32 protein-coding genes are annotated in these 22,559 nt (G+C 69.4%); 14 read left to right on the plus strand and 18 right to left on the minus strand.

What is annotated here, in order from left to right:
• Positions 1 to 22: 22 nt before the first annotated feature.
• From CNO20_RS17755 to CNO20_RS17770, 4 genes are read left to right on the plus strand one after another with little or no spacing between them, the layout of a single operon-like run.
• Complete coding sequence (locus CNO20_RS17755) at positions 23 to 484, plus strand: PTS sugar transporter subunit IIA (RefSeq protein WP_101297488.1); 462 nt, start codon at positions 23 to 25, stop codon at positions 482 to 484.
• Complete coding sequence (ptsH1, locus tag CNO20_RS17760) at positions 484 to 762, plus strand: phosphocarrier protein HPr (RefSeq protein ID WP_101297490.1); 279 nt, start codon at positions 484 to 486, stop codon at positions 760 to 762. Before CNO20_RS17755 ends, ptsH1 begins: the two co-directional genes overlap by 1 nt.
• Positions 759 to 2,459, plus strand: a complete 1,701-nt coding sequence (gene ptsP, locus CNO20_RS17765; RefSeq protein WP_101297492.1) for a phosphoenolpyruvate--protein phosphotransferase — start codon at positions 759 to 761, stop codon at positions 2,457 to 2,459. Before ptsH1 ends, ptsP begins: the two co-directional genes overlap by 4 nt.
• The gene (locus CNO20_RS17770) at positions 2,456 to 2,926 is read left to right on the plus strand and encodes a PTS fructose transporter subunit IIB (protein WP_101297493.1); all 471 of its coding nucleotides are present in this window, start codon (positions 2,456 to 2,458) and stop codon (positions 2,924 to 2,926) included. The genes ptsP and CNO20_RS17770 overlap by 4 nt, the downstream gene beginning before the upstream one ends.
• 164 nt (positions 2,927 to 3,090) lie before the next feature.
• Here CNO20_RS17770 and CNO20_RS17775 read toward each other — a convergent pair whose 3' ends face one another.
• Together CNO20_RS17775 and CNO20_RS23105 are read right to left on the minus strand one after the other, a co-directional pair.
• Positions 3,091 to 3,315 carry a hypothetical protein gene (locus CNO20_RS17775; RefSeq protein WP_101297495.1) on the minus strand — a complete coding sequence of 75 codons (225 nt, stop codon included), beginning with the start codon at positions 3,313 to 3,315 and terminating at the stop codon, positions 3,091 to 3,093.
• Complete coding sequence (locus tag CNO20_RS23105) at positions 3,312 to 3,467, minus strand: hypothetical protein (RefSeq protein ID WP_158237444.1); 156 nt, start codon at positions 3,465 to 3,467, stop codon at positions 3,312 to 3,314. Before CNO20_RS23105 ends, CNO20_RS17775 begins: the two co-directional genes overlap by 4 nt.
• Positions 3,468 to 3,768: 301 nt before the next feature.
• Between CNO20_RS23105 and CNO20_RS24150 the strand changes: the two genes are divergently transcribed.
• The 3 genes from CNO20_RS24150 (at position 3,769) to CNO20_RS23485 (ending at position 4,957) form a co-directional block, all read left to right on the plus strand.
• Positions 3,769 to 3,900, plus strand: a complete 132-nt coding sequence (locus CNO20_RS24150; RefSeq protein ID WP_269844156.1) for a hypothetical protein — start codon at positions 3,769 to 3,771, stop codon at positions 3,898 to 3,900.
• A 4-nt stretch (positions 3,901 to 3,904) separates the two neighbouring features.
• Positions 3,905 to 4,621 carry a helix-turn-helix domain-containing protein gene (locus CNO20_RS17780; RefSeq protein WP_101297497.1) on the plus strand — a complete coding sequence of 239 codons (717 nt, stop codon included), beginning with the start codon at positions 3,905 to 3,907 and terminating at the stop codon, positions 4,619 to 4,621.
• A 186-nt stretch (positions 4,622 to 4,807) separates the two neighbouring features.
• A complete protein-coding gene (locus CNO20_RS23485) occupies positions 4,808 to 4,957 on the plus strand; it encodes a DUF7557 family protein (protein WP_199174908.1) in 150 nt (49 codons plus the stop codon).
• 9 nt (positions 4,958 to 4,966) lie between these two features.
• Here CNO20_RS23485 and CNO20_RS17790 read toward each other — a convergent pair whose 3' ends face one another.
• Positions 4,967 to 5,422: a DUF5799 family protein gene (locus tag CNO20_RS17790; RefSeq protein WP_101297500.1), complete on the minus strand. Its 456-nt coding sequence runs from the start codon at positions 5,420 to 5,422 to the stop codon at positions 4,967 to 4,969.
• A 174-nt stretch (positions 5,423 to 5,596) separates the two neighbouring features.
• Here CNO20_RS17790 and CNO20_RS17795 point away from each other — a divergent pair, with 174 nt between their 5' ends.
• The gene (locus CNO20_RS17795; protein WP_101297502.1) at positions 5,597 to 6,112 is read left to right on the plus strand and encodes an MOSC domain-containing protein; all 516 of its coding nucleotides are present in this window, start codon (positions 5,597 to 5,599) and stop codon (positions 6,110 to 6,112) included.
• 67 nt (positions 6,113 to 6,179) lie between these two features.
• On the opposite strand, the gene CNO20_RS17800 is transcribed toward CNO20_RS17795, so the two are convergent.
• From CNO20_RS17800 to CNO20_RS17820, 5 genes are all read right to left on the minus strand, one after another.
• Positions 6,180 to 7,160, minus strand: a complete 981-nt coding sequence (locus CNO20_RS17800; RefSeq protein WP_101297504.1) for an acetamidase/formamidase family protein — start codon at positions 7,158 to 7,160, stop codon at positions 6,180 to 6,182.
• Between the two features lie 268 nt (positions 7,161 to 7,428).
• On the minus strand, positions 7,429 to 8,667 hold the full coding sequence (locus CNO20_RS17805) for a mandelate racemase/muconate lactonizing enzyme family protein (protein WP_101297505.1): 1,239 nt from the start codon (positions 8,665 to 8,667) through the stop codon (positions 7,429 to 7,431).
• Positions 8,668 to 8,772: 105 nt separating this feature from the next.
• Positions 8,773 to 9,342 (minus strand): luciferase domain-containing protein, encoded by a 570-nt coding sequence (locus CNO20_RS17810; protein WP_101297506.1) that lies wholly within the window; start codon positions 9,340 to 9,342, stop codon positions 8,773 to 8,775.
• A gap of 79 nt (positions 9,343 to 9,421) precedes the next feature.
• Complete coding sequence (locus tag CNO20_RS17815) at positions 9,422 to 9,694, minus strand: DUF7521 family protein (RefSeq protein ID WP_101297508.1); 273 nt, start codon at positions 9,692 to 9,694, stop codon at positions 9,422 to 9,424.
• Complete coding sequence (locus tag CNO20_RS17820; protein ID WP_101297509.1) at positions 9,694 to 10,053, minus strand: winged helix-turn-helix domain-containing protein; 360 nt, start codon at positions 10,051 to 10,053, stop codon at positions 9,694 to 9,696. Before CNO20_RS17820 ends, CNO20_RS17815 begins: the two co-directional genes overlap by 1 nt.
• Positions 10,054 to 10,164: 111 nt before the next feature.
• On the opposite strand from CNO20_RS17820, the gene CNO20_RS17825 reads away from it, so the two are divergent.
• Positions 10,165 to 10,983 (plus strand): cupredoxin domain-containing protein, encoded by an 819-nt coding sequence (locus CNO20_RS17825; protein WP_101297511.1) that lies wholly within the window; start codon positions 10,165 to 10,167, stop codon positions 10,981 to 10,983.
• Positions 10,984 to 11,083: 100 nt separating this feature from the next.
• On the opposite strand, the gene CNO20_RS17830 is transcribed toward CNO20_RS17825, so the two are convergent.
• The 3 genes from CNO20_RS17830 to CNO20_RS17840 form a co-directional block, all read right to left on the minus strand.
• A complete protein-coding gene (locus CNO20_RS17830; RefSeq protein ID WP_101297513.1) occupies positions 11,084 to 12,313 on the minus strand; it encodes an HAD family hydrolase in 1,230 nt (409 codons plus the stop codon).
• A gap of 150 nt (positions 12,314 to 12,463) precedes the next feature.
• Positions 12,464 to 12,790, minus strand: coding sequence for a HalOD1 output domain-containing protein (locus CNO20_RS17835; RefSeq protein ID WP_101297515.1), 327 nt, complete (start codon positions 12,788 to 12,790; stop codon positions 12,464 to 12,466).
• 267 nt (positions 12,791 to 13,057) lie between these two features.
• Positions 13,058 to 13,735: a helix-turn-helix domain-containing protein gene (locus tag CNO20_RS17840; protein ID WP_101297517.1), complete on the minus strand. Its 678-nt coding sequence runs from the start codon at positions 13,733 to 13,735 to the stop codon at positions 13,058 to 13,060.
• 227 nt (positions 13,736 to 13,962) lie between these two features.
• Between CNO20_RS17840 and CNO20_RS17845 the strand changes: the two genes are divergently transcribed.
• Complete coding sequence (locus CNO20_RS17845; RefSeq protein WP_101297518.1) at positions 13,963 to 14,190, plus strand: hypothetical protein; 228 nt, start codon at positions 13,963 to 13,965, stop codon at positions 14,188 to 14,190.
• Positions 14,191 to 14,304: 114 nt separating this feature from the next.
• Here CNO20_RS17845 and CNO20_RS17850 read toward each other — a convergent pair whose 3' ends face one another.
• Together CNO20_RS17850 and CNO20_RS17855 are read right to left on the minus strand one after the other, a co-directional pair.
• Entirely contained in the window at positions 14,305 to 14,502 is a 198-nt protein-coding gene (locus CNO20_RS17850) for a DUF7835 family putative zinc beta-ribbon protein (protein ID WP_101297520.1), read from the minus strand.
• Between the two features lie 206 nt (positions 14,503 to 14,708).
• Positions 14,709 to 15,344, minus strand: coding sequence for a ferritin family protein (locus tag CNO20_RS17855; protein WP_101297521.1), 636 nt, complete (start codon positions 15,342 to 15,344; stop codon positions 14,709 to 14,711).
• Positions 15,345 to 15,519: 175 nt separating this feature from the next.
• Between CNO20_RS17855 and CNO20_RS17860 the strand changes: the two genes are divergently transcribed.
• Complete coding sequence (locus CNO20_RS17860) at positions 15,520 to 16,725, plus strand: MBL fold metallo-hydrolase (RefSeq protein ID WP_101297523.1); 1,206 nt, start codon at positions 15,520 to 15,522, stop codon at positions 16,723 to 16,725.
• A gap of 162 nt (positions 16,726 to 16,887) precedes the next feature.
• Here CNO20_RS17860 and CNO20_RS17865 read toward each other — a convergent pair whose 3' ends face one another.
• A complete protein-coding gene (locus CNO20_RS17865) occupies positions 16,888 to 17,220 on the minus strand; it encodes a 2Fe-2S iron-sulfur cluster-binding protein (protein WP_101297525.1) in 333 nt (110 codons plus the stop codon).
• Between the two features lie 134 nt (positions 17,221 to 17,354).
• Here CNO20_RS17865 and CNO20_RS17870 point away from each other — a divergent pair, with 134 nt between their 5' ends.
• Positions 17,355 to 17,645 carry a DUF211 domain-containing protein gene (locus tag CNO20_RS17870; protein WP_394337273.1) on the plus strand — a complete coding sequence of 97 codons (291 nt, stop codon included), beginning with the start codon at positions 17,355 to 17,357 and terminating at the stop codon, positions 17,643 to 17,645.
• A gap of 6 nt (positions 17,646 to 17,651) precedes the next feature.
• Positions 17,652 to 18,230 (plus strand): VIT1/CCC1 transporter family protein, encoded by a 579-nt coding sequence (locus CNO20_RS17875; RefSeq protein ID WP_101297527.1) that lies wholly within the window; start codon positions 17,652 to 17,654, stop codon positions 18,228 to 18,230.
• Positions 18,231 to 18,489: 259 nt separating this feature from the next.
• On the opposite strand, the gene CNO20_RS17880 is transcribed toward CNO20_RS17875, so the two are convergent.
• Together CNO20_RS17880 and CNO20_RS17885 are read right to left on the minus strand one after the other, a co-directional pair.
• Positions 18,490 to 18,942 carry a universal stress protein gene (locus tag CNO20_RS17880; protein WP_101297529.1) on the minus strand — a complete coding sequence of 151 codons (453 nt, stop codon included), beginning with the start codon at positions 18,940 to 18,942 and terminating at the stop codon, positions 18,490 to 18,492.
• A 161-nt stretch (positions 18,943 to 19,103) separates the two neighbouring features.
• Complete coding sequence (locus tag CNO20_RS17885) at positions 19,104 to 19,376, minus strand: DUF7964 domain-containing protein (RefSeq protein ID WP_101297530.1); 273 nt, start codon at positions 19,374 to 19,376, stop codon at positions 19,104 to 19,106.
• 161 nt (positions 19,377 to 19,537) lie between these two features.
• On the opposite strand from CNO20_RS17885, the gene CNO20_RS17890 reads away from it, so the two are divergent.
• Positions 19,538 to 21,178 (plus strand): flippase activity-associated protein Agl23, encoded by a 1,641-nt coding sequence (locus CNO20_RS17890; RefSeq protein WP_101297532.1) that lies wholly within the window; start codon positions 19,538 to 19,540, stop codon positions 21,176 to 21,178.
• A 31-nt stretch (positions 21,179 to 21,209) separates the two neighbouring features.
• On the opposite strand, the gene CNO20_RS17895 is transcribed toward CNO20_RS17890, so the two are convergent.
• Together CNO20_RS17895 and CNO20_RS17900 are read right to left on the minus strand one after the other, a co-directional pair.
• Positions 21,210 to 21,980 carry a hypothetical protein gene (locus CNO20_RS17895; protein WP_101297534.1) on the minus strand — a complete coding sequence of 257 codons (771 nt, stop codon included), beginning with the start codon at positions 21,978 to 21,980 and terminating at the stop codon, positions 21,210 to 21,212.
• A 4-nt stretch (positions 21,981 to 21,984) separates the two neighbouring features.
• Positions 21,985 to 22,559: selenium-binding protein SBP56-related protein (locus CNO20_RS17900; protein ID WP_233204243.1), on the minus strand; the 575-nt coding region annotated here is incomplete at its 5' end.

Here is a 22,559-nt window from a genome sequence, read left to right on the forward strand (position 1 = left end):
TGCAGGACCCCCACCACAAGCCATGGAGCACGACATCGACACGCTGATGCCGGAAGCGTTGATCTCGCTCGACGAGCCGCCCGCGGAGAAGGAAGCCTGTATCGAGCACCTGCTCGACCTCGCGGTCGACGCCGGGCGCGTCGAGGACCGCGAAGCCGCGCTCTCCGCGCTCCTCGAACGCGAAGAACAGACGACGACCGGCGTCGGCATGGGGATCGGCATCCCCCACGCGAAGACCGACGCCGTGATGCGCCCGTCGGTGTCGTTCGCCCGGTCCTCGGCGGGCGTCGACTTCGGCGCGATGGACGACGAACCGGCGACGCTCCTCTTCATGATCCTCGTCCCCGAGGAGGGCGCGGACGAACACCTGGAGATACTGAGCTCGCTCTCGCGGACGCTCGTCCACGACGAGGTCCGCGGGCGGCTCCGCGAGGCGGAGACCGAGGCGGAGGTACAGCGCGCGCTCGCGGAGGCGATGAACTGATGGAGCGCGTCGTCACGGTCGTTCCGGAGGCGGGGCTGCACGCCCGGCCCGCCGCGAAGTTCGTCGAGACGGTCCAGGAGTACGAAAGCGACGTGAGCATCGCCCGCGTCGACAACGAGGGCGACCGCGTCGCCGCCGGGAGCATGATCGCGGTCACGAGCCTCGGCGTGCGGTGCGGCGAGGACGTGCGGATAATCGCCGAGGGCGAGGACGCCGAGGCCGCGCTCGACGCGCTGGAGGGAGTATTGACGACGCCGGAGGACGAACTCGACTCATGAGCGAGCGAACCCTTTCCGGAACGGGCGTCACCCCGCGCGCCGGCGTCGGCACCGTCGTCTGGTACCGCCCCGAGGCCGACCTCGAACTCCCCGAGCCGCCGGCCGAGGGCGTCGACGCGGCGGCCGAGCGCGAGCGCTTCGAGGCCGCCCGCGAGGAGGCCCGCGCCGAACTGGAGCGCGAGCGAGACCGGACCGCGGAGCGCGTCGGCGAGGAGGAGGCGGCGGTCTTCGACGCGCACGTCCAGTTCCTCGGCGATCCGCAGATCGAAGAGGGCGTGCTGGCGGAGATCGACGGGGGACTGCCCGCAGAACACGCCGTCCGGCGCGCCTTCGCCGGCCCCATCGAGCAGTTCGAGGGGATGGAGGGGCGGATGGCCGAGCGCGCCGACGACCTCCGGGACGTGCGCGACCGGCTCGTCCGCGTCCTCGTCGGCGGCGAGCGCGTGAACCTCGCCGAACTCCCCGAGGGGTCCGTCGTCCTCGCCGAGCGGCTCACGCCGAGCGACACCGCGCAGCTCGATCCCGACCGCGTCGCCGGCTTCGCCACCGTCACCGGGGGGCGCACCTCCCACGCGGCCATCTTCGCGCGGTCGCTCGCGCTCCCCGCCGTCGTCGGCGTCGGCGGAGACCTCGAATCGATCGCGGAGGGCGCGACGGTCGTGATCGACGGCGACGCGGGCGAGGTCGCCGTCGACCCGAGCGAGGAGCGCCGCGAGGCGGCGGCGGGTGGCGAGGAGGTCGAGATCCGCCACGAGCCGGTGTCGACGGCCGACGGCGCGCCCGTCGAGGTGGCCGCGAACGTCGGCCGACCCGCGGAGCTGGAGCCGGCGGTCGCCCGCGGGGCCGACGGGATCGGCCTCTTCCGCACCGAGTTCCTCTTTCTCGACCGCGAGTCGCCGCCCGCGGAGGACGAGCAGTACGAGGCGTACGCCGAGGCGCTGTCGGCGTTCCCGGCGGGCCGGGTCGTCGTCCGAACCCTCGACGTCGGCGGCGACAAGCCCGTTCCGTACCTCGACCTGCCGGAGAGCGAGAACCCGTTCCTGGGGGAGCGGGGCATCCGGCGGTCGCTCGGACCCGACGCGGAGCTGTTCGAGACGCAGCTCCGCGCGCTCCTGCGGGCCGCGGGGAGCGAACACGGCGACGGGCTGGCGGTCATGCTGCCGCTCGTCGCGACGATCGAGGAGGTCGAGGCGGCGCTCGACGCGCTCGACGCCGTCGCCGCCGACCTCGACGACGCGGGCGCGGAGTACGCCCGCCCGGAGTTCGGGGTGATGATCGAGACGCCGGCGGCGGCGTTCATGGCGCCCGAACTGGTCGAGCGCGTCGACTTCCTCAGCGTCGGCACGAACGACCTCGCGCAGTACGTGATGGCGGCCGACCGGGGCGACGAGCGCGTCGCCGACCTGCACGATCCGCTGCACCCGGCGGTGCTCAGGGCCGTCGCCCGCACGGTCGACGCGGCCGAGGGAGAGGAGTGCTGGGTCGGGATGTGCGGCGAGATGGCGGGCGACCCCGACCTGACGGAGCTGCTCGTCGGGCTCGGGCTCGACGAGCTGAGCATGAGCGCCGTGACGATCCCCGACGTGAAGGCCAACGTCGAAGCGACCGACCGCGAGGAGGCCGCGGCGCTCGCCGAGCGCGCGCTGGCCGCCAGTACCAAGCGCGAAGTGAACCAACTGATACGGAGAGACAGATGAAGTTCGTCGCAGTCACGTCATGTCCGACCGGTATCGCACACAGCCAGATGGGCGCGGAGAACCTGCGCACCACCGCCGAGGAGCTCGGTCACGAGATCCGCGTCGAGGTCCAGGGCGCGATGGGCGCCCAGGACGAGCTCACCCCCGACGAGATCGCGGAGGCCGACGCGGTCGTCATCGCGGCCGACACGTCGGTCTCGCGCGACCGCTTCTCGGAGAAACCCGTCGTGAAGGGGACGATCAAGGACGCCGTCAACGACGCCGAGGGCCTGCTCGAACGGGCCGAGGAGCTCGCGTCCGAGGGGCGGACGGGGACCGTCGAAGCCGACACCGCGGCCGAAGACGGCGACGCCGCGGAGACGGCCTCCGAGGAGACCGACGACTCGGGGACCGCCCCGGACGAAAAGCGCGTGGGCGGCGACCCCTCGAAGGGGCTGTTCGCCCGCCTGAAGCGGCTGTTCTCGTAAGCTCCTTCGGGACGGCTCCTCGGGCACGTCCGCGGGACGCTCGCGTGCGGTCCCCGAAGATGTCCGACGCCCGGCCGCAGAAAGAGGCGTAACCGTCCTCGGCGACGTAGCGATCGAAGTCTGACCGTTCTCCGTCCGCAAAATTGGACCGTTCTCCGTCCCGGTCACCGGGCGACGACGATGACGCCGTCGCACCCGTTGCACCGGTAGAAGCTACTCTCTCCCTGCAGGCCGAGGTACGTCCGATCGTGCGACGGGTGCGAACAGTCCGGTTCGCCGGAGAGCACGTAGACGTTCGACGGGGTCTCGGTCTCCGGCCGCTTTCGGCCGGCGGGCCGCGACCCGTCACGCTCGCCGCGGCGGTCGCCGGTCCCGAACGAGGCGTTCATGTCCAGTCGTCGTCGGCCCACACGAGCGCTTCGGTGATAGCCCAGAGCGCCACCACGACGACGAGGAGGGGCGCTCGTCCGAGTACGTCGAACCCCCGTAGCCACAGTATGATCGCCACCCCGATCAGCCCGACCCCGCCGAGCGTGACCACGAGGAGCGGCCACGAAATGCGAGTACGAGGCCGTGCGAGCCGATCCGGTGGGCAGGTCGATATCCCGCTATCGCGCGTGTTTTTCGTCATTCTCTGATCTCCGTTCCTCATAGGGGTTATCGTAGCCATCCGTACGTGGTGGGTGGAGAGACTCGGCACCGCGTTTCGAACCCTGTCGAGCGAATCTATGAACTTCTACGATAACCCCTATCAGTTCTCAGTCGGCCGGGCGACACCGTAACCCGACCACCTGGTATAGAAGGTCGTGGGTTCAGCCGTCTCCGGCGAGTACGAGAACCCGATGCTTTCCGAAACACGCGGACTGCCGATCGATTCCGGGACGATCCACGCGGCCGGATCCGGCTCGGCGACGGGCGTGGTGGGTCCGCTCGCGGTGGGCGCGACAGGTTTTCTCGAAACGGGGTCCTACTGAAGCCATGGCCGACACCGAACGTGACGCGGCCGCCCTTCGGCTCACGATGGAGGTGTGGCACCCCGACTGTTGGGTTATCGAGACGACTGAACGGGTCGACGTCGGCATCCTCGGGTACGGCATCTACACCAACGGGGGCGGTCGTGCGACCTCCCTCTTCACCGTCTACGCCGACACGCAGGCGACGATCGACGACGCGCTCGCGGCGATTCGCGCCTCTCCGCACGTGCACTCCGTCGCGGCGATGACTCACAACTATCGGCTCGATTCCCCGGCGACGCCGGGCAACGCGACGCGAGAACTCCTCGTCGAACACGACGGAACGATCCAGATCAGCGGGTCGTTCATCTCCCGCGGGTTCACGTACGCCGAGCCGGTCGACGTGCGGGACGGGCTCGAAGACTGGACGGTGGTGACCAACCGGGATCGGGAAACCGTCGACGCGCTCCTCGACGAGGTCCGCGACGAGAAAGCCGCCGAGATCACCGTGACCGGCGTGACGCGATCGAAGTGGGCGACCGGTGCCGGCGGATTACCGCTGGACCGGCTTTCGCGCCGGCAGCGGGAAGTGTTCGAACTCGCTCGCGATCGCGGGTACTACGCGTGGCCGAAGCGGACCTCGGCCGGCGAGTTAGCCGCCGAATTAGGCATCACGACGCAAACGCTGCACGAACACCTGCACAAGGTAGAGGCGGAACTCCTGGGCGCTTCCGCTGACTGACGGGCGCTGAGACGCCGGCCGCTCCGTAGAAAATTCCCGTGAACGAACGTGGCGGCGGCCGGATCTCCCGGACGATCCCTCGACGCGATGGAGGCGGTCGTCGAGGAGCGGCTCGGCCCCTCGCGCTCCCCGCCGCGCGCCCGAACCGTCCGTGCGCTTAAGTGCGTTCTGCTCGAAGTGGGAACTATGCCACAGGTGACCCTCGACGAGGAGACGCTGGAGCGGCTCGACTCCCTGCGGGAGGAGGACGAAGACTACGACGAGCTCATCAACGAGCTCATCAACATCTACGAGGCGGAGGAGCTGACGATGTACCGCAGCGGCGACGAGATCTGACCGCGCCGCTCACTCCTGGTACGCGATCCGAACCTGCTCCCACTTTCCCTTCGATTCCAGGTGCCGCTGGAGTTCGTCCGCGTACTCCTGGGTGAGCCGTTCGGCCGCCTCCAGGCGCTTTTGATCGACGCCGCCACCGCCGCCGAGGCCGAACGCGCGCTTGATCGACCCGAAGACGCCGCCACCGCCGCTGCCTCCGCCCCCGCCGGACGAGGCCCCGCCGCCGCCCATCGATTGCACCTGCGACCGGATGTTCTCGAGTTCGGGCAGTATCTGCGGGAGCTTCTCGGTGTCGGCGACGATTCGCGCCTCCTCCGGGTCGTCGGCGTTCTCGATCTCGAACTCCGTCGCCGTCATGACGAGTCCCCACTCCTGGTTCGTGAACTCGGAGGCGCGCACGCGTTCCGTGAACTGTCGGTCGACGGCCATGCGGTCCCCCACGATGCTGTCTGTCCAGTCGGCCATAGCCGACGTTCGTGGACCGGCCGCATCAGCGTTGTGCTGCTCGCCGGGTTCGGATCCGCGGGTTCGGGTCGGTGAGTTCGGGTCGGTGAGTTCGGATCGGCGAGTTCGGGTCGGCGAGTTCGAATCGGCGGATCGCACCGAACGGCTATCCGCCTCGGCGCGCTACGTTCGACCATGACGGGACGAGTCGAGGACGTCTTCATCGCGCCCGAGGACTCCGCGCCGATGGAGCGCGTCGAGTCGGTCGAGGCCGTGAAGGGCGGCCTCCGGGGCGACCGCTACCTGCGCGGTACGGGCTACTACTCGCCGTTCGACGTGTGCGAGGTGACGCTCATCGAGGCCGAGGCGATCGAGGAGATCCGCGAGGAGTTCGGCATCGACCTCGCGGACGGGCGTCACCGGCGGAACGTCGTGGTCCGTGGCGTCGAGGTGTACGACCTGCTGGACGCCACGTTCCGAATCGGCGGCGCGGCGCTCCGCGGGACGCGCCCCCGGCCGCCGTGCGCGCACGTCGAACAGGTGGCCGGCGAACGGGGCGTCGCGCGAGCGCTGAGGAACAGGCGCGGCGGCGTCTGCGCCGACGTGCTCGAACCGGGAACGATCGCCGTCGGGGACGAACTCGAAGTCGTCGAGCGCGATCCCCGGACGGTGGGACGGAAGATCGTGGATCGGCTGCGCGGGGGCGACTAGCCGGCGCACCGCGACCGGCCGCTTCGATCGCCCCGCGGTCCCGATCGGACGGAGAGCTGTCGGAGCGCTACTCCGGGAAGATGCTCTCCGGGAGGAACGCCGTCACGGTCCAGTTCGGCGCATCGACGACTTCGCTGATCTTCAGATCGACCGCCGCGGAGCAGAGGATGTACGCCTCCCCGCGCGTCAGGCCGCGTTCGGCGTGGAGGTGCTCGATCATGTGGCGGATCGCCTTCCGCGTTGCCTCCATCAGGTCGTCGGCGATGCCGGTCGTGCCGTACATCCGCTCGTCCGCGCCGGTCGGGGTGAACGGGCCGTCGGTTTCGAGCCGCGGCTGTTCGATCTCCGGGTCCGTTCGGACCGTGAGCCGGGCGGTGACGAACATCTCCGCCTCGATGCCGGTCACGCACACCTCGCCGTCGCCCTGCGCGGCGTGACAGTCGCCGATCGAAAACAGCGCGCCGTCGGCCTCGACCGGGAGGTAGACGGTCGAACCGGCGGTCATCTGCTTTACGTCCATGTTCCCGCCGACCGACCGCGGGGGCAGCGTGTCGTGTTCGCCACCCTCGCCGGGCGCGACGCCGATGACGCCCGGGAACGGGTCGAGCGGCACCTCGATGCCGTTCACGAACCGCCCGACGTCGCCGTCGAGATCCCAGACGTGGAGGCCGGCGTCGGGGAACTCCCCCGGCAGCAGGCCCAACCCCATCTCCCCGGGGAGAAAGCCCGTGTACCCCCACCCCTTGTGCTGGAAGTCGAGCAGGTCGACCTGCAGGACGTCGCCGGGCGCCGCGCCCTCGACGGCGACGGGGCCCGTTAGCGGGTGGACCGGATCGAAACTGACGTTCGCGAAGTCCTCGGGCGTCGACTCGACGGTTATCTGCCGGTCGACGGCGTCGCGGCACTCGAATCGGATCACGTCGCCCGACTCGACCGTCAACGCGGGGTCGACTCCGTTGTCCCAGACCCGATGAATGTTGTGCTCCGCGTCGCTCAGTCGGTGGTCGACCTCGTACTCGCGCGCCGCCGCGCCCTCGCGCTGGCTCATGGCTTATTTGTTAACTATCGTTCAGAATAAATTCCGCGATCGCGGCGAAACGGTCCGAAGGTATCTCGGCCTGCGCTTCATCGAACAACGCAAATCTGAGATTTGCGCGCACGACGAGGCTTACGCCTCATCGAACAACGTCGAGCGAAGCTCGACGGGCTTGACTTCGGCTACGCCTCGTCAAACGACGCCGAGCTCTGCTCGGCGAGCTCGATGAAGCTACGCTTCGTCGAACAATGCGGATCGACGATCCGCGGGCTCGATGAGGTTACTCCTCATCGAACAACGTCTCGCCTTCGACCATGTGCTCCTCGACGACGTCGAGGTCGAGCGTCACGCCGAGTCCCGGCTCCTCCGGGATCTCGATGTAGCCGTCCTCGATGACCGTCTCCTCGACGAGGTCCTCCCACCAGCCGAGCTGGTAGGAGTGGTACTCGACGGCGAGGGAGTTCGAGATGGACGTCCCGACGTGGGCGCTCGCCATCGTCGCGATCGGCGAGGAGACGTTGTGCATCGCGACCGGGACGTAGTAGGTGTCCGCCATGTCGGCGATCTTCCGCGTCTCGCGCATGCCGCCGACCTTGGGCATGTCGGGGGCGACGATGTCGACCGCCTGCTCTTCGAGGAGGCGGCGCATGCCGTGCTTGCGGTAGACGTTCTCGCCCGCCGTGATGGGCGTCGTCGTGCTCTGGGTGACCTCCCGCTGGACGTCGTGGTTCTCCGGCGGGACGGGGTCTTCGAGCCACCACACGTCGTAGTCCTCGATGGCCCTCGCCAGCCGCTTCGCGCTGTTCGAGGAGAACGTCCAGTGGCAGTCGAACGCGGCGTCCGCGCGGTCCTTCACGCGCTCCGTGACGGCCTCGACGATCTCCGCCTTGTGGCGGATCTCGCCCGGGCGGAGGTGGCGGTTGGCGCGGTCCTTCTCCAGCCCCGACGGCACGTCGAGGTCGAACTTCAGCGCGTCGTAGCCGAGCTCCTCGACGACGCGCTCTGCCTCGTCGGCGCACGCCTCGGGGTCGGCCTCGTCGGCGGTGTGGCAGTCGCAGTAGACGCGGACCCTGTCGCGGTACTTCCCGCCGAGGAGCTGGTAGGCCGGCACGTCGAGGATCTTGCCCGCGAGGTCGTGCAGCGCGATCTCGATCCCGGAGATGGCGGTGACGGTGACGCCCTCGATGGAGCCCTCGCCGGACATCTTCTGGACGAGGTGTTCGAACAGGCGGTCGATGTCGAGCGGGTTCTCCCCGACGACGAACGGCTTCATCCGCTCTATGAGCTCCGGCACGCCCGCGCCCCAGTACGCCTCGCCGGTGCCGACGAGGCCGGCGTCGGTGTAGACGCGCACGAGCGTCCACGGGAAGTTGCCGTCGACCATCGTCGTCTGCACGTCGGTGATCTCGACGTCTCGACCGCCGCCGCGCTCGCCGGTGACGCCCATCGTCTCCGCGGAGAGGTCCCGCATCGTGTACTCCGCGTTCGGATCGTGGAGCTTCGCGTAGTCGAGGCTCATAGCTAGCCCTTCATTCGGGGGAGGGTAAATCTTTGGAGATGCGGACGATCTCCGCGCTCCGGGCGTCGGTTCTCGACTCCGCGCCGACGGGTTCCGAGCGCGCTCTCACTCCGTCGCCGGGAGGGGAACGCGCCGTCCGGCGGCCGGGTCGACGAGCCGCCGGAGGTCGGGCGAGAGCCTCAGCCGGTCGAGCTGCCGCCGGATGTCGAGCCCCGGTGCGACCGTCGCCGCCTCGCCGTCCGAGAGCGCGGCGAGGCGGTTGAGGTACGCGAGCCGCAGGAGCCAGAGCGCGTCCCTGACGTCGTCCGGACCGCGGATCCGGTAGGTCACCCAGGAGGACTCCGGACGGACGTGGTGGCGGTCCGCCTTCCCCTCGGTCAGCAGCTGATTCCTGATCTCGCGCGTGAACGGCACGTCGATCAACCCTTCGTCCGGGTGGACGTGCCCGATCTCCGCCTCCCGGACGCGGAACTCGATCCCCCCGTCGGACGCCCCGCCTCGTTCGGTCCGGTCCGCCCGGTCGTCGGGCGTCCGCGCCTTCTCGGATCCGCCGATCTCTCGATCGGATCCGGAGCCGCTCGGCTCTCGGCCGTCGAAGCGGCGGGGCGCGGTTTCGACGCCGGGCCACGAGCCGACGCGGCGGACGACCGGCTCGAGGTGTCGTTTGGTCTGCATTAGTTCACCCCCGACAGTGTCGGTCCCCGATGAATATGCTCCCGGAGAGAATAACTGTGACGCGTCGCTCGCGGTCGGCTCAGGAGGATCGGCCGTAGAGCGAGTAGAGCACGAGCGCCATCCCGAGCGCGACCAGCAGCGACTGGCTCATCCCGGCGACGAAGATCGACCAACCGAGGACGTCGTAGAGGACGCCCTCCAGGATAGAGCCGACGCTGACCAGCGCGAACCCGCCCGCCACGAAGAGCATCGGACGGTCGTCGTACCGCCGGTAGCCGCGGTACCCCTGAAGCGCGATCGCCAGGCCGAGGCCGACGACGAGCAGCTTGGCGACGACGAGCCCGAGGTGCATCAGCCGTCCTCCTTCCGCATGTCGTTCCACATGCGCGCGAACCGGTCCACGGCGTCCTCCCGCCGCGTCACGCTCACCTCGAACTCGCCGTCGACGAGCCGGACGTCGACCCGTTCGAGGTCGGCCTCGTACACGCTCCGGTGGTTGCCGTCGGCGTCGAGCTCCACGGACTCCGAGAGCAGCCCCCGCTCGACGAGCGTTTCGAGCCGGCGGTAGACCGTCGCCAGCGAAACGTCGCAGGCCTCGCTCAACCCGCTGGCCGACATCGGCTTCCGGCTCGTCTCGCTCAGTACGGATCTCACGTGTTCGTCCCCCAGCAACTCGAGCAGTGACGCGTCCGCCTCACTCCTCTCGCTCACGGAACGGCGACTACGCGGCGGGAGGTATATGTGCGTGCGCTTTCTCGCGCGATGAGAACGCGCGGGTCGAGTTATTGCCCCGGCTCAATTAGACGCGGGCGAGACAGACCAATGAAGCGCAACGAATCCGTCAGCCGTCGCCGGTTCGCACAGTTCGTCGGCGGTGCGGCCGTCGTCGGACTCGCCGGCTGCACCGGGGACGCTCCGACCGCGGACGCCGGAAGCGACGGCACGACGACCGGACGACCGACGGAAACGACCGGACAGGGAACGGAGCCGAAAGAGACGACCACCGACGGGCACGGCGGGAGTCACGAGTCCGGCGGACACGGCCACGGGGGCGCTATCGAGGGGCCCGTCGAGCGGGCGGAGGTGACCATGCTGTCGAGCGACGACGGCGAACACTTCGACCCGCACGTCGTCTGGGTCGAGACGGGCGGCACGGTCGTCTGGAAACTCGAAAGCGGGGCTCACTCCACGACCGCGTACCACCCGAACAACGACAGGCCGCAGCGGATCCCGGACGGCGCGTCGGCGTGGGACAGCGGCGTCCTCAGCGAGTCCGGGGCGACGTTCGAACGGACCTTCGACGCGCCGGGCGTCTACGACTACTTCTGCATCCCCCACGAGTCGATGGGGATGATCGGCAGCGTCATCGTCGGCGAGCCGGACACCGAGGGACAGCCGGGCCTGAAGCCCCCGCAGGCCGAGTTCTCGGACGAGGTGAGCACGAAGCTCGAGCGCCTGAACGAGATGGCGAAACAGGCGCTCGAAGGGGGCGGAAGCGCCGAGAGCGGCCACAGAAACGAGACGGAGCACGGCCACGAGAACGAAACCGCCGGCGGTCACGGAAACGAAACAGCCCACGGCGACGAAAACGAGACCGAACACGGCCACGAAAGCGGGAACGAAACCGAGCACGGGCACTGAACGCGCCGACTCGGCCCGCGTCGGTCGGCCGCTCCGCGTCCGGACGCGTCAGGCGGTCGGTCGACGCGCTTCTCGCGCCGGCGGCGGTTCCGGTCGGACCTCACCCGAGTTTCGCCAGCAGGTTCTGCACGTAGATCGTCCGGAGCATCTCGGCGGACTTCCCGCGGTCGAACACGAGCTCGTCGGTGTCCATCACGTGCTCCAGCACGTCGCGGGAGGCGTGCTCGGGCGCGGCGGCGATGCCGCGGTCGTTCTCCGCGGCCCACCGCATCACCCGCAGGTCTGACTTGCTGTCGCCCATCACGAGCACGAACGGATCGTCGACGCCGAGCACGTCGAGCGCCGCCTCGACGCCGACGACCTTGTTCAGTTCGAGCGAGCCGATCTCGGCGGCGTCGGCGTGGTAGTACGCCACGTCGATGCGCTCGAACCGGTCCCGCGCGTCCTCGGGCACGCCCTCGGGGTCCAGATCGGCGTGTTCGCCCTCGGATTCGAGCACCTCGCGGATCTCGGGGTCGGCGTCGGCGTAGTACGCGCGGGCCCACCGGGGCCCCTCCTCGTCGTCGGTGATCGCCTCGCCGAGCAGGTCGAGCAGGTAGACGAGCCCCTCGTCGATCACCTCGGCGGCGCGGCTGCTCCCGGTCTCGAAGTTGGGTTTGAGCGTGACGTTGAACTCGTTGCCCTGGAGGTGGACGCCGCGGCGCAGCTCGTCCGGCGCGTCCGGGAGGACGCGCGAGCGGATCTCGTCGAACACCCGCTGGATCTCGTCGTCGAGCCCCTCGTAGAGGAGCTGTTTCGTCCGCGACCCGTGGCCGGCCGTGAACACGCCCGTCCCCGCCTCGTAGACGATGCTCAGATCGCCGGAGTGGACGATCTCGTTGCCCAGCCCCTGGATCATGAACCCCTTGACGTTTTCGAGCGTCTGTCCGGTACAGATGACGATCGGCACGTCCCGCTCGTGGAACTCCGTGAGGACGTGCAGCGTCTCGCGCGGGATCTCGTTATCAGTCCCGCCGGCCGACCGCAGCGTCTCGTCCACGTCGAGCACGAGGGCGTTGACGGCCCGGTCGTACTTGGTGTAGAGATCGAGCCCGGTGAACGCCTGCTCGCGGTCGGCGTGGGAGGCGATCTCCGCGAACGTCGCGCCGGTGGCGAACGCCCGCCGGATCTCGTTCTTCCGCCGCTCCAGTTCGTCGCTCGCCTCCTGCCAGTGATCCAGCGCCACGCGCGAGTCGACCGGCGGGAACACGTCGACGAAGTCCTGATACTCCCTGAGCGTGTCGGTGTCGAACTCGTCGTAGAGCCGATAGAGAAGGTCGTACCGCTCCATACCCAGTGACTGTTTTTCTGCGTGATAAGCCCCTCGGGGGTCGCAGATTCGGCCGGTTCGCGGCGCGGCGGTCGACGCCCGGGCGGCGACCGAAACCTCCGCTTCGTACCCCGTCCGGGGAAAACGGGGCCCGAGCGCGCCCCGACTACCTCACTCCAGGGAGATGTACGGGACGATCGTGACGTTCCCGTTGCCGCGGACTTCGACGGTGCAGCCCTTGTAGAGGAACTTCACGCTCCCGTCGTAGAAGTCGGTCGTGCGGTCCGCGGGAAAGAGCGCGTCGAGGGCCTCGGCTCCGATGAACCCCTCTAGCGGTTCCGCGGCGATCGTCTCCAGATCGAGACCGCGGATCTCGCCGACCGCCATCACGACGAGAACGCTCAGCGGGACCTCCTCGCGCGGATCGTAGTGAAAGTGGTAGTTGCCCGTCGACGGGTCGTACTCTAGCTCTATCTCCGTGTGTTCTCTGTGATTCATCTATCTAGTCAGCAAATTCCGATGTTCTCTTCCGGCGTGACTTCGACGGAGGGACTCGAATGGGACGTCAGTGCACTGTACCCGCCGCGGAGGCATGACGCCGGCGCTTAACCAGTTAAGTCATATAAGTGATCCGAACTATAACGATTCATCATCGGTTCGTTTCCCCGTCCGAGAAAACCGCTCCTCGGTCGGAGATCCGAACCGAGCCGCGTCTCCGCGCCGCTCGTCCGGAGGAGCGATCTCTGCTGAGGGTCGCTCGCCCCCTCAGCGGTAGAACTCGCGGATACTCCGTTTCACCGAACCGTCCAAGGAGTCGTCGAGAATCGCCGCCGTCGCCCGCCGCAGGCGTTCCGAGAGCGCCTGCCCCGAGATGCCGAACTCCTCCGCGAGCTCCGTTTGCGTCACGCCGCGCGGGATGTCGAAGTACCCGCGGTCGAACGCTTCCACCAGCGTTTCGTACTGCTCGTCGGATAAGTCCGCCGTCACCCCGCGCTTTTCGACCTCCGAACGGATCGAGTAGAGGTCGACGCGGGTCCCCTGCTCCCTGAATCGGTCGTGAATAACCGAAAGCGTCGATCTGTCGAGGGTCCGGAGCGTGAGCTCCCACCCGGCGGCCGTGATGATCCCGTCCGTCAGAATCGTTTCGTGAGTGCCGAAGAGCGTCGAAAACGCCGAACTGAAGTCGTCCCTCGGGAAGTCGATTCGGTAGAGGCGGGTCGAGTCCTCCGTCGCGAGGAGCACCGCGTCGACGATCGTCGAGTCGTCTCCGATCCGCGCTTCGAATCGGTCGAACTCGTCTCCGGTCGCCCAGACGAGGAGTGTCGCGGTGTCCTCGTCCGCGCAGGGAAACTGCCCCAGCTCGATGGTGAGTCTCATCTCCGGAACGCCGGCGAGCGACTCCCGGAGAAATGGAAGGCCGATGGAGAGGTTTGCGGTGATCATTTTGCCGGCTCACTCTTCTCTGAGACGCTCCGGCCCCGTTTCCGTCTATCGACAGGATCCTCGATCACGACGGCAACCAGATCGGTCCACACATCTTCACGATCTTCCCACCGAGCGTCTCCGTCTCCCTCTCCGCCGTCCGCGAATCACTCGCACCGCGCCGCTGGCGATGAGCCGTTTCGCACCTAACATTTTTATGTGAGGTTCGGAAGAGTTGGTCGTAGGCCATGAGCGATCCGCCGGCTGACGAAGGAGGAAGAACGAACGCTCGCCGAGATATCCGCGAGGGGAGGGTTTCGGAGGAGTTCCAGCTCAGGTGCGTCGCGTGTTCGTTCGAGCGAGCCATCGAGCCCGAGTTCGAGAGGTATCTCGAGGTCAGCGACGCTCACACCGACGCCGAGGGCGAGAACCACTTCGTCGAAGTCACGCGCGTCTCCCGCGAAGCGTCCGACTGACGCCGTCGTCGGAGACTGGAGCGTCTCCCTCTCTCCTCTGATCACCCCGAGCGGGACTAGTCTACTCCTCCTTCGCGGACGGAATCGACGCGTTTTCCGGTCCCATCTTCGGCGTCAGGCGTTGTTCATCCGCTGGCGAGTGCTGTGACCGCAGGCGGTACACCTGCTGATTCGGTACGGTTCCTTGGAGAACTCCGCGTTGGTCTCCTTTTTACTCTCCGTGACGATCTCGATCGACACCTCGTGTTCCGTCTCGCGGCGGCACTTTTCGCACCTCTCTACCAGTCCGGGCCGTTGCGGTTTCTCACTCATGTTTCATCTCTCCACCCCCATCTCGGCGTTCGGGTCGCGGTTCGCTTCGGAGGGCCACTTTCGTCGTACCCGGAACAACGGAAAGCGCGGGCATAAATATGATGTTGGGTCGCCTCGAAAGAATATCTCGCGGGCCGCTACGTACCCTCTCAACGGTTACCTCCGGCGATCGGCTCCCCGGTCCACCGTTCCGGTTCTTCGGTCCGCTAACAGACCGACCGCGGATTCACTCCCATCCCCTCCAGCGAGTCGGCGTAATCGTCGTACGCGATCTGGATCACGTACTCCGCGGCGGCCCGCGCGCGCTCCCAGTCCTCGTCAGCCTCGCAGCGCTCCTCCAGTAACCGGAGGCCGAGGTCGACCTCCTCGCCCGTCTCCCGCTTCAGATCGCGGAAGAGGTCCGCCCGCCTCTCGTCGGCCTCGTTGACGAAGAAGCCGACGATCTGCGTGTGGGTTCGGAGGCTCACCAGCCCGCGGCCGACGAGCCCCGCCGCGACCCGGGACGCGGTGTCCTCCAACCCGCGGAGGTACATGTGCATGGGGCCGCCGTCGGACGGGTCGAAGTCGTCGTCCCCCAGCGACGCGACGACGCGCTCGTAGTGGTCGGCCTCCTGTTCTCGAACCCGATCGAACGCCTCCCGCGCGCCCGCGTCGTCCTCCGAGTCGGCCCACCGCCGGAACGTCTCGCGCGCGGCGTGCTCGCTGTGCGCCGCCACCCGGAGCACCGACTCGCGGTCCAGTTCGGCGTCGGTGAGGGCGACGAGGAGCTTGCTCGATCCGAGACGATCGAGTTCGGTCCCTTTGGCTTCCTCGACGGCCTCGCGGAACGTGTCGGCGTCCATACCTCCGAAGAGGGGCGGCGGCCGTTTTAACGTTCCTCCGGAGCGCCTCGCCGGACCCGGAGCGCCTCCCGGACTCGGCCGACCGCGCCTCCCGGAACGCAACTGACCGCGCTTCCCGCGCCCCGCGACTCCCCCGCCGGGTCGCGCTTTTACGCCTCGAGGGCCTACGTCCCCCATGACCGATTCGCCCGCCGATGGGGACGCCGCGGACTCCGCGGCGGCGCTCTCGCCCGACGAACTGTACGAGAAGCTCCGCGACGGCGAGCGCGTCACGATCCTCGACGTGCGGAACCGCGACGAGTTCGAGGAGTGGCGCATCGCCGGCGAGGGCGTCGAGGCGACGCAGGTCCCCTACTCGCGGTTCGTGCAGGCGCAGGCGAAGGGAACCGTCGGCGATCTCGCGGCCGAACACGACCTCGAACCGCCGGTGCTCGCCGTCTGCGGGCAGGGCGAGGCGAGCGCGGAGGTCGCTCACCTCCTCTCGGACGCCGGCGTGGAGGCGCTGAACCTCGAAGGCGGCATGGAGGGCTGGGCGCGCGTGTACGTCGCCAGCGAGCTGAACGCGCCCGAAACGGACGCGACGGTGCTCCAGTACCGGCGACCGTCGAGCGGCTGTCTCGCCTACCTGATCGTCTCGGACGGCGAAGCCGCGGTCGTCGATCCCCTCCGCGCCTTCGCCGAGCGGTACGTCGAGGACGCGCGCGAGCGCGGGGCGGAGCTCCGATTCGCCGTCGACACCCACGTCCACGCCGACCACGTGAGCGGGCTGCGGGACGTCGCCGCCGCGGCGCGAACGTCCGGGACCGATCCCGAGATGGTCGCGCCGGCCGGCGCGGAAAGCCGGGGGCTCGCGCTCGACGTGCGGACCGTCGAGGACGGGGACGAGCTTCCGGTCGGCGACGCGACCCTGACGGCGGTGCACGCGCCGGGCCACACGACCGAGATGACGGCCTTCCGGCTCGGCGGGGTCCTGTTCGCGGGCGACCTGCTCTTCTTGGAAAGCGTCGCGCGGCCGGACCTGGAGGAGGGTGCCGAGGGCGCGCCCGCCGCCGCCCGCCGGCTCTACGAGACGCTGCGGGAGCGGATCCTCCCGCTGCCGGACGACACGGTGGTCGCGCCCGGCCACTACAGCGACGCCGCCTCGACCGCCCCCGACGGCACCTACACCGCCACTCTCGGCGAGCTGCGCGATCGCCTCGACGCCCTCTCGATGGACGAAGCGGCGTTCGTCGGGTTCGTCCTCTCGGATATGCCGCCGCGACCGGCCAACTACGAGGAGATCGTCGAGATCAACCTCGGCCGACGGGAGGCGGACGACGCGGAGGCGTTCGAACTCGAACTCGGTCCGAACAACTGCGCGGCGACCTCGGCGGCGGACTGATAGGGATTATCGGAGGAGTTCAGAGATTCTCGACGAAGAACCGAGAGACGTCACCCCGGGACGGGCTTCGAAACCGCCGGCTGGCTACGATAATCCCTCTGAGGCGGCGTGAGATCACGGACTTCGAAGCCGCGCGGTCCGGGACGGTCCGACCGCGAAAAGTCAGTCGTCGTCGGCCGCGGCGGCGTCCCTCGTCGCCTCGGTCTCCGTCTCGATGCTCGGCGGGTACTTGCCGCGGTCGAGTTTCAGGTCGCTCTTCGGCCGCGCCATGCACGTCAGGGCGTACTCCTCCGCCTCCTCCTCGGTCAGCCCGCGCGCGGCCGGCTGGGTGACTTCACCCGACACGATCTTCGCCGAGCAGGCGAGGCACATCCCGACGCGGCAGGAGTACTCCTGTGCGATCCCCTCCTCGATGCACGCCTTGAGGATCGTCTGCTTGTCGGAGACCTGGATCTTCTCGCCCGTGCCGACGAACTCGACGGTGTACTCGCTCATATCGCCGCGTACGAATGACCCGGGGAAAACTCTTTATGCCGGATTTCGTCGCCTCGCGCGCGTCGGATATCCGATCGACGCCGTCGTACGCGTCGCGGGACGGGGACTTTTCACCGCCGGGCCCCTCGGACACGGTGATGGAAACGATTCGCCGGGTCGTGCTCGACATGCTCAAGCCGTACGAACCATCGATCGTCGACGTCGCGCGGAGCGTCGCGGAGATCGACGGCGTCGACGGCGTCAACGCGACGCTGCTCGAGACAGACCAGGAGGTGCAGAACATCAAACTCACCGTCGAGGGGGACGACATCGCCTACGCGACCCTCGAAACCGTCGTCGAACAGCTGGGCGCGAGCGTCCACTCGATCGACCAGATCGTCTGCGGCGAACGGCTCGTCGAAGAGAGCCAGACGCCGCAGGACTGAGTACCGATGGCCGACGGCGACTCCCCGCTCCGACGGTTGCTTCAGCAAGCGACCAGTCCGATCTCCCGGCGCTACTTCGTCTCGAACGGCTTCGACGGGACGCTGACCGCGATCGGCATCGCCATCGGCGCGTACCTCTCGGGCGTCGCGGAGGGGCTGACCGTCGTGAAGATCGGCTCGGGGGCGACCGTCGGGCTCGGGACCTCCGCGATCTGGAGCGTCTGGGAGATCGAACGCGCCGAAAAGCGGATCGAACTGCGGGAGATCGAGCGGGCGATGCTCACCGACCTGAGCGACACGCGGGTCGAAGCCGAGGGGGAGGCCGGACGGCGCGTCAACGCCGCCATGAGCGCCCTCGGCCCGATCGTCGGGTCGCTCCTTCCCCTCGTTCCGTTCCTGCTGGAGGACGCGCTCCTCTCGATGCTGCAGGCGACGGCGCTCGCGGTCCTCGTGGGCGTCTGCATCCTCTTCACCTTCGGCGCCTACATGGGGTCGATCTCGCGGCAGCGGTGGTACGTCGCGGGCGTCCGGATGGGGCTCGCGGGCCTGGTCGTGGCGGCGCTGAACTTCGTCCTCCCGGGCTGAGAGGGGTTGTCGTGGAAGTTCTCAGATTCGCTCGACGGGGTTCGAAACGCGGTGTCGAGTCTCGTCACCCTCCACGTACGGATGGCTACGATAACCCCTATGAGAGCGGGAGTCGATCGAAGATGGGGTCGATCGGGACGGGAGGCGACCCCGTCCGCCGGCGGTGCGGGAGCGGAGCGCGCAGGGGCCCTCCCGCCGGCGGACGCCGCGTATCGTGCCGGCGTTCCGACGCCGCGCCGGCGATCCCCGCTCCGGCCGGTCACCCGCCGCTCGATTCCTCGTCGACGTATCGGACCGTCAGCACCGGTACGTCGGAGGTCCGGACGACGCGCTCGGTCACGCTCCCCAGGAGGTAGCGGTCCAGGCCACGTCGCCCGTGGGTCCCCATGACCACGAGGTCGATCCCGTTGTCGTCCGCGTACTCGCGGATGGCCTCGTGGGGTTTGCCCTCGGCGACCGCCGTGACGGCTTCGACGCCCTCCGCCGCGGCGGCGGCTTCGACGCCGTCGAGCGTCTTCCGGCCCTCCTCTTCGAGGGCGCTCTCGATGATCGCGGTGTCGTTGCCGAACCGCGTGAACGCCGCGTCTTCGTTCTCGACGACGTACAGCGCGTGAAGCCGAGCGTCGTACCGCGATGCGATGTCGAGCGCGTGGTCGAGCGCCGCGTCGGCCGGGGGGCTTCCGTCGGTCGGGAGGAGTATCCGGTCGTACATTCTACTTCCGCTATACGCGCCCTCGGAACGTGAATCCACTCGCCGCGTTCTGACAGCTCGGTCGCGCGGCGATACTGGGAACCGTCCTCCCGAACGCGCCGCTTTCGCGAAGAAGCCGGACCGTCGCCGCGACGTTCTCCTATCGAAGCCGCCTCCGCTCGTCACTCCCCGTCGGCGAACGCCCGAACCGCGTCCTCGCAGCTCCGGAGCGCGTCGTAGCGTTCGGTCCCCTCCAGCGACACCGTCTCGACGACCCGCCATCCCTCCCCGGAGAGCGCGAGCCCCTTTACCCACCGGTCGGTTGCGAGCAACACCCCTTCGGTCGGCCCGCCGCTCTCGACGGCGACGGCCAGGTCGACCGCGTCCGACCGGTTCAGCGCGGCGAGCTCGCCGTCGGCGAGCGCCCTCCTCGGGAGCGAGTCGACGATCGACATACCGACCCGGTGGATTCCCGCCGTGTTGACGCTTCCGGAACGCCGGCGGCGCGACCGGCCCCGCCGACGTTCGTCTCTCCTCGTTCGTCTCGTGGTCGTTCGCCCCGCGGTCGTTCGCCCGATTCGAAAGGTTTCTGCCGGGGGGCGGTACATGGGGGGACATGTCCCGCCCCGGCTTCGACGCCTCGCTCGCCCGGCGCGACCCGGTCGCCCTCGCCGTCGGCGCGCTCGCGGCGCTCGCGCTCGCCGCCCGACTCGTCGGTCTCGGCGCGCGCCCGTTCCACTGGGACGAGGGACGCGTCGGCTACTGGACGCTCCGCTACGCGGCGACGGGAGCCTTCGAGTACCGTCCCGTCGCCGGCGGCCCGTTCCTCCCGATCGCGAACACCCACGTCTTCGGCCTCCTCGGCGCGTCGGACTTCTCCGCCCGGCTGGTCGTCGCGCTGCTCGGGGGCCTCCTGCCGCTTTCGGCGCTGCTCTTTCGGACCCGCCTCCACGACGACGAGACCGTCGCCCTCGCCGCCTTCCTCGCCGCGAACCCGCTGCTGCTCTACTACTCGCGGTTCCTGCGCGGGGATCTCCCCCTCGCCGCCTTCTCGCTTCTCGCCGTCGGCTGCGCCGTCCGCCTGATCGACACCGACCGGCGTCGGTACCTCTACGCCGGGGCGGTCGCGCTGGGGCTCGCGCTCACGACCTCCGGGTTCGTCGTCGGGTACCTCGCGTGCTGGCTCGCCGCGGCGCTCCTGGTGTTCGACCACGTCCGAGTGCTCGGCGAGGGCCCCGCCGTCGCGCTCGAACGCCTCGGCGGCTACGCCCGGTGGATCCGCGGCCGGGCGACCCCGCTCGCGCGCGCCTTCCTGCTGACCGTCGCGACGGTCGTGTTCTTCTACGCGCCGCGCGGCGGCGCGCCCGGCGAACCCGATCTGTGGGACCCGCTGACGTTCCCCGCGGTGCTCGAAGCCGCGCTGGTCGGATCCGTCCGAAAGTTCCTCGGCGTTCGCGTCGAGGCCCGGGCCGGTCACGACTTCCTCTCGTTCGTCGCCGACTTCGCCGGCTTCCTCGCCGTCGGCGCGCTCGCGCTGTCGGCGTTCGCGCTCGTCGGGCTCCTCGTCGAGCGCTACGGCGGACGGAACCGGCCGCTCGTCGCGTTCGCCTCGTACTGGGGTGGCGCGGCCCTGCTCGTCTTCCCGATCGCGACGGAGGTGAGCGCGCCGTGGGTCGCCGTCCACGCCGTCGTCCCGCTTTCGATCCCCGCCGCCGTCGGCGGCGCGCTGCTGTTCCGGTTCGGAACGACCGCCGTCCGGCGGGAGAACGCGGCCGACATCGGCGTCGCGTCGCTGTTCGTCCTCGCCGCGGTCGTCCAGACGGGCGCCGTCGTCGCCTCGGACGTGTACGGCCCGAGCGACCGCGACAACCGCCTCGCCCAGTACGCCCAGCCCGCGGACGACCTGGCCCCGCTCGTCGCCGACGCCTCGGCGGCGATCGAGGGCAACGACGGGGTCGACGTGCTCTACGTCGGCGAGTCGTTCTACACCGCGTACGAGCGGGGGAACGACCAACCGCCGGTCGCCGACCAGTGGGGCAACCGCCTCCCGCTCCCGTGGTACTTCGAGCGGATGAACGCCGAGACGGCGAGCGTTCGGAGCGCCGAAGACGTCGGCGCCGGACCCGACCTCCCGCCCGTCGTGGTCGCGGAGCCGAAACACCGGGACGCGCTCGAAGCGAGACTCGACGGGTACGACGCCGCGACGTACCGGCTCTCGCTGTGGAACCGCGAGGTCGTCGTCTTCACGCGGAGCTGAATTTTCCTGCGCTCTCCTCCCCTCCGCCTCGCTACGCCCGCGCGGCGACGTCGATCTCGCCCACGGGAGCCGGGCGCCGCGCCGCGAGAACGCCGGCCGTCGTCAGGAGCCCGCCGCTGAGACCGAGCGCGGCGACTCGGACCGAGGGCGGGAGCGCCGCGACCGCGAGGCCGCCCGCGGCCGCCCCCGCGACGAACGCCGCCTGCACGCCGATGACGGCCGCGATCGCCCGCCGGCCGCCGTCCGCCGCGTAGACGCCGCCCACGGCGGCCGTCTCGACGGTCGCGTGTCCGGCGAGGACGAGCGCCGCGACGACCCCGACCGCCGCGCCGGTCGCGGCGACGGCGGCGAGCAGCGCACCCTCGACCGCGCGGTGGAGCGCCACCGCCGCGAACGTCGCGTCCGCGCACCCGCCGCACGCCGACCCGCTCGTCTTCCGACCGCGGATCCCCGCCGCCGCGAGGCCGATCCCGGCGGCGGTTCCGACGCTCGCCGCGCCGAGGTCTTCGCCGAGCGCGAGCGCCGCGGCGAGGAAGCCGAGCGCGAAGAGGAGCGCGCCGAGCGCGCGCGGCGTCGCCCCGCGGTTTTCGACGCGGCGCGCGACGAGGAGTCCCCCGGCGAGACTCGCCGCCGCGCAGAGCGCCACGGCGAAGCCGGCGCTCACCGCCGGACCGCTCCCGGTCGCCGGGTTCCCGTGCGCCGAAACGACGCCCGTCAGCGGCGCGAAAGCGCCGGCCGCGCCGGCGATTCGGACGAGCGCCTCGCGGCCGGCGCGCCACCGGAGGGCGACTCGACGGCTCACCGTCTCAGATCCAGACGTCGCTGGTGCAGTCGGCGTCCGGCCAGCGGATCTCGTGGGCGCGGGCGGGCCCGTCGGGGAGGTCGCCGAAGTCCACGAGGAACTCCTCGTCCAGCTCCATCGTCCCCTTCCGCGGGTTCACGTTCGCCTTCAGCATCACCGACCCGCGCTCGCCCTCCTCCGGGTAGAACTGGTTGTCCCACGTGGAGTACAGCGACGTCGTGAAGTAGAGTCGCTCGCCGTCGAGCGACAGCTGCAGCATCTGCGGACCGGCGACGACGGGTCGGTCCCGCTCCTCCGTCGCCGCGGTCGGGTGGCGCTCGCCGAACAGTCCGCCCGCGGAGATCGTGTCCGCCAACCGGGGGTTCGCGGGGTCGGAGACGTCGTACATGCGGACGTCGCCGTGGAGCCAGTTGGAGAAAAAGAGGTAGCGGTCGTCCATCGACACGAGGAGGTCGGTGACGAGTCCGGGGACGGGCATCTCCCAGTCGTCGTGCTCGCGCGGTTCGACGTCGATCACTTTCTCCGCGCGCCACTCGCCGTCGCGCTCGGAAAAGTGGAACACGTTCGACGACAGCGCCG

Source organism: Halegenticoccus soli (genome assembly GCF_002844195.1).
Lineage (GTDB): Archaea > Halobacteriota > Halobacteria > Halobacteriales > Haloferacaceae > Halegenticoccus > Halegenticoccus soli.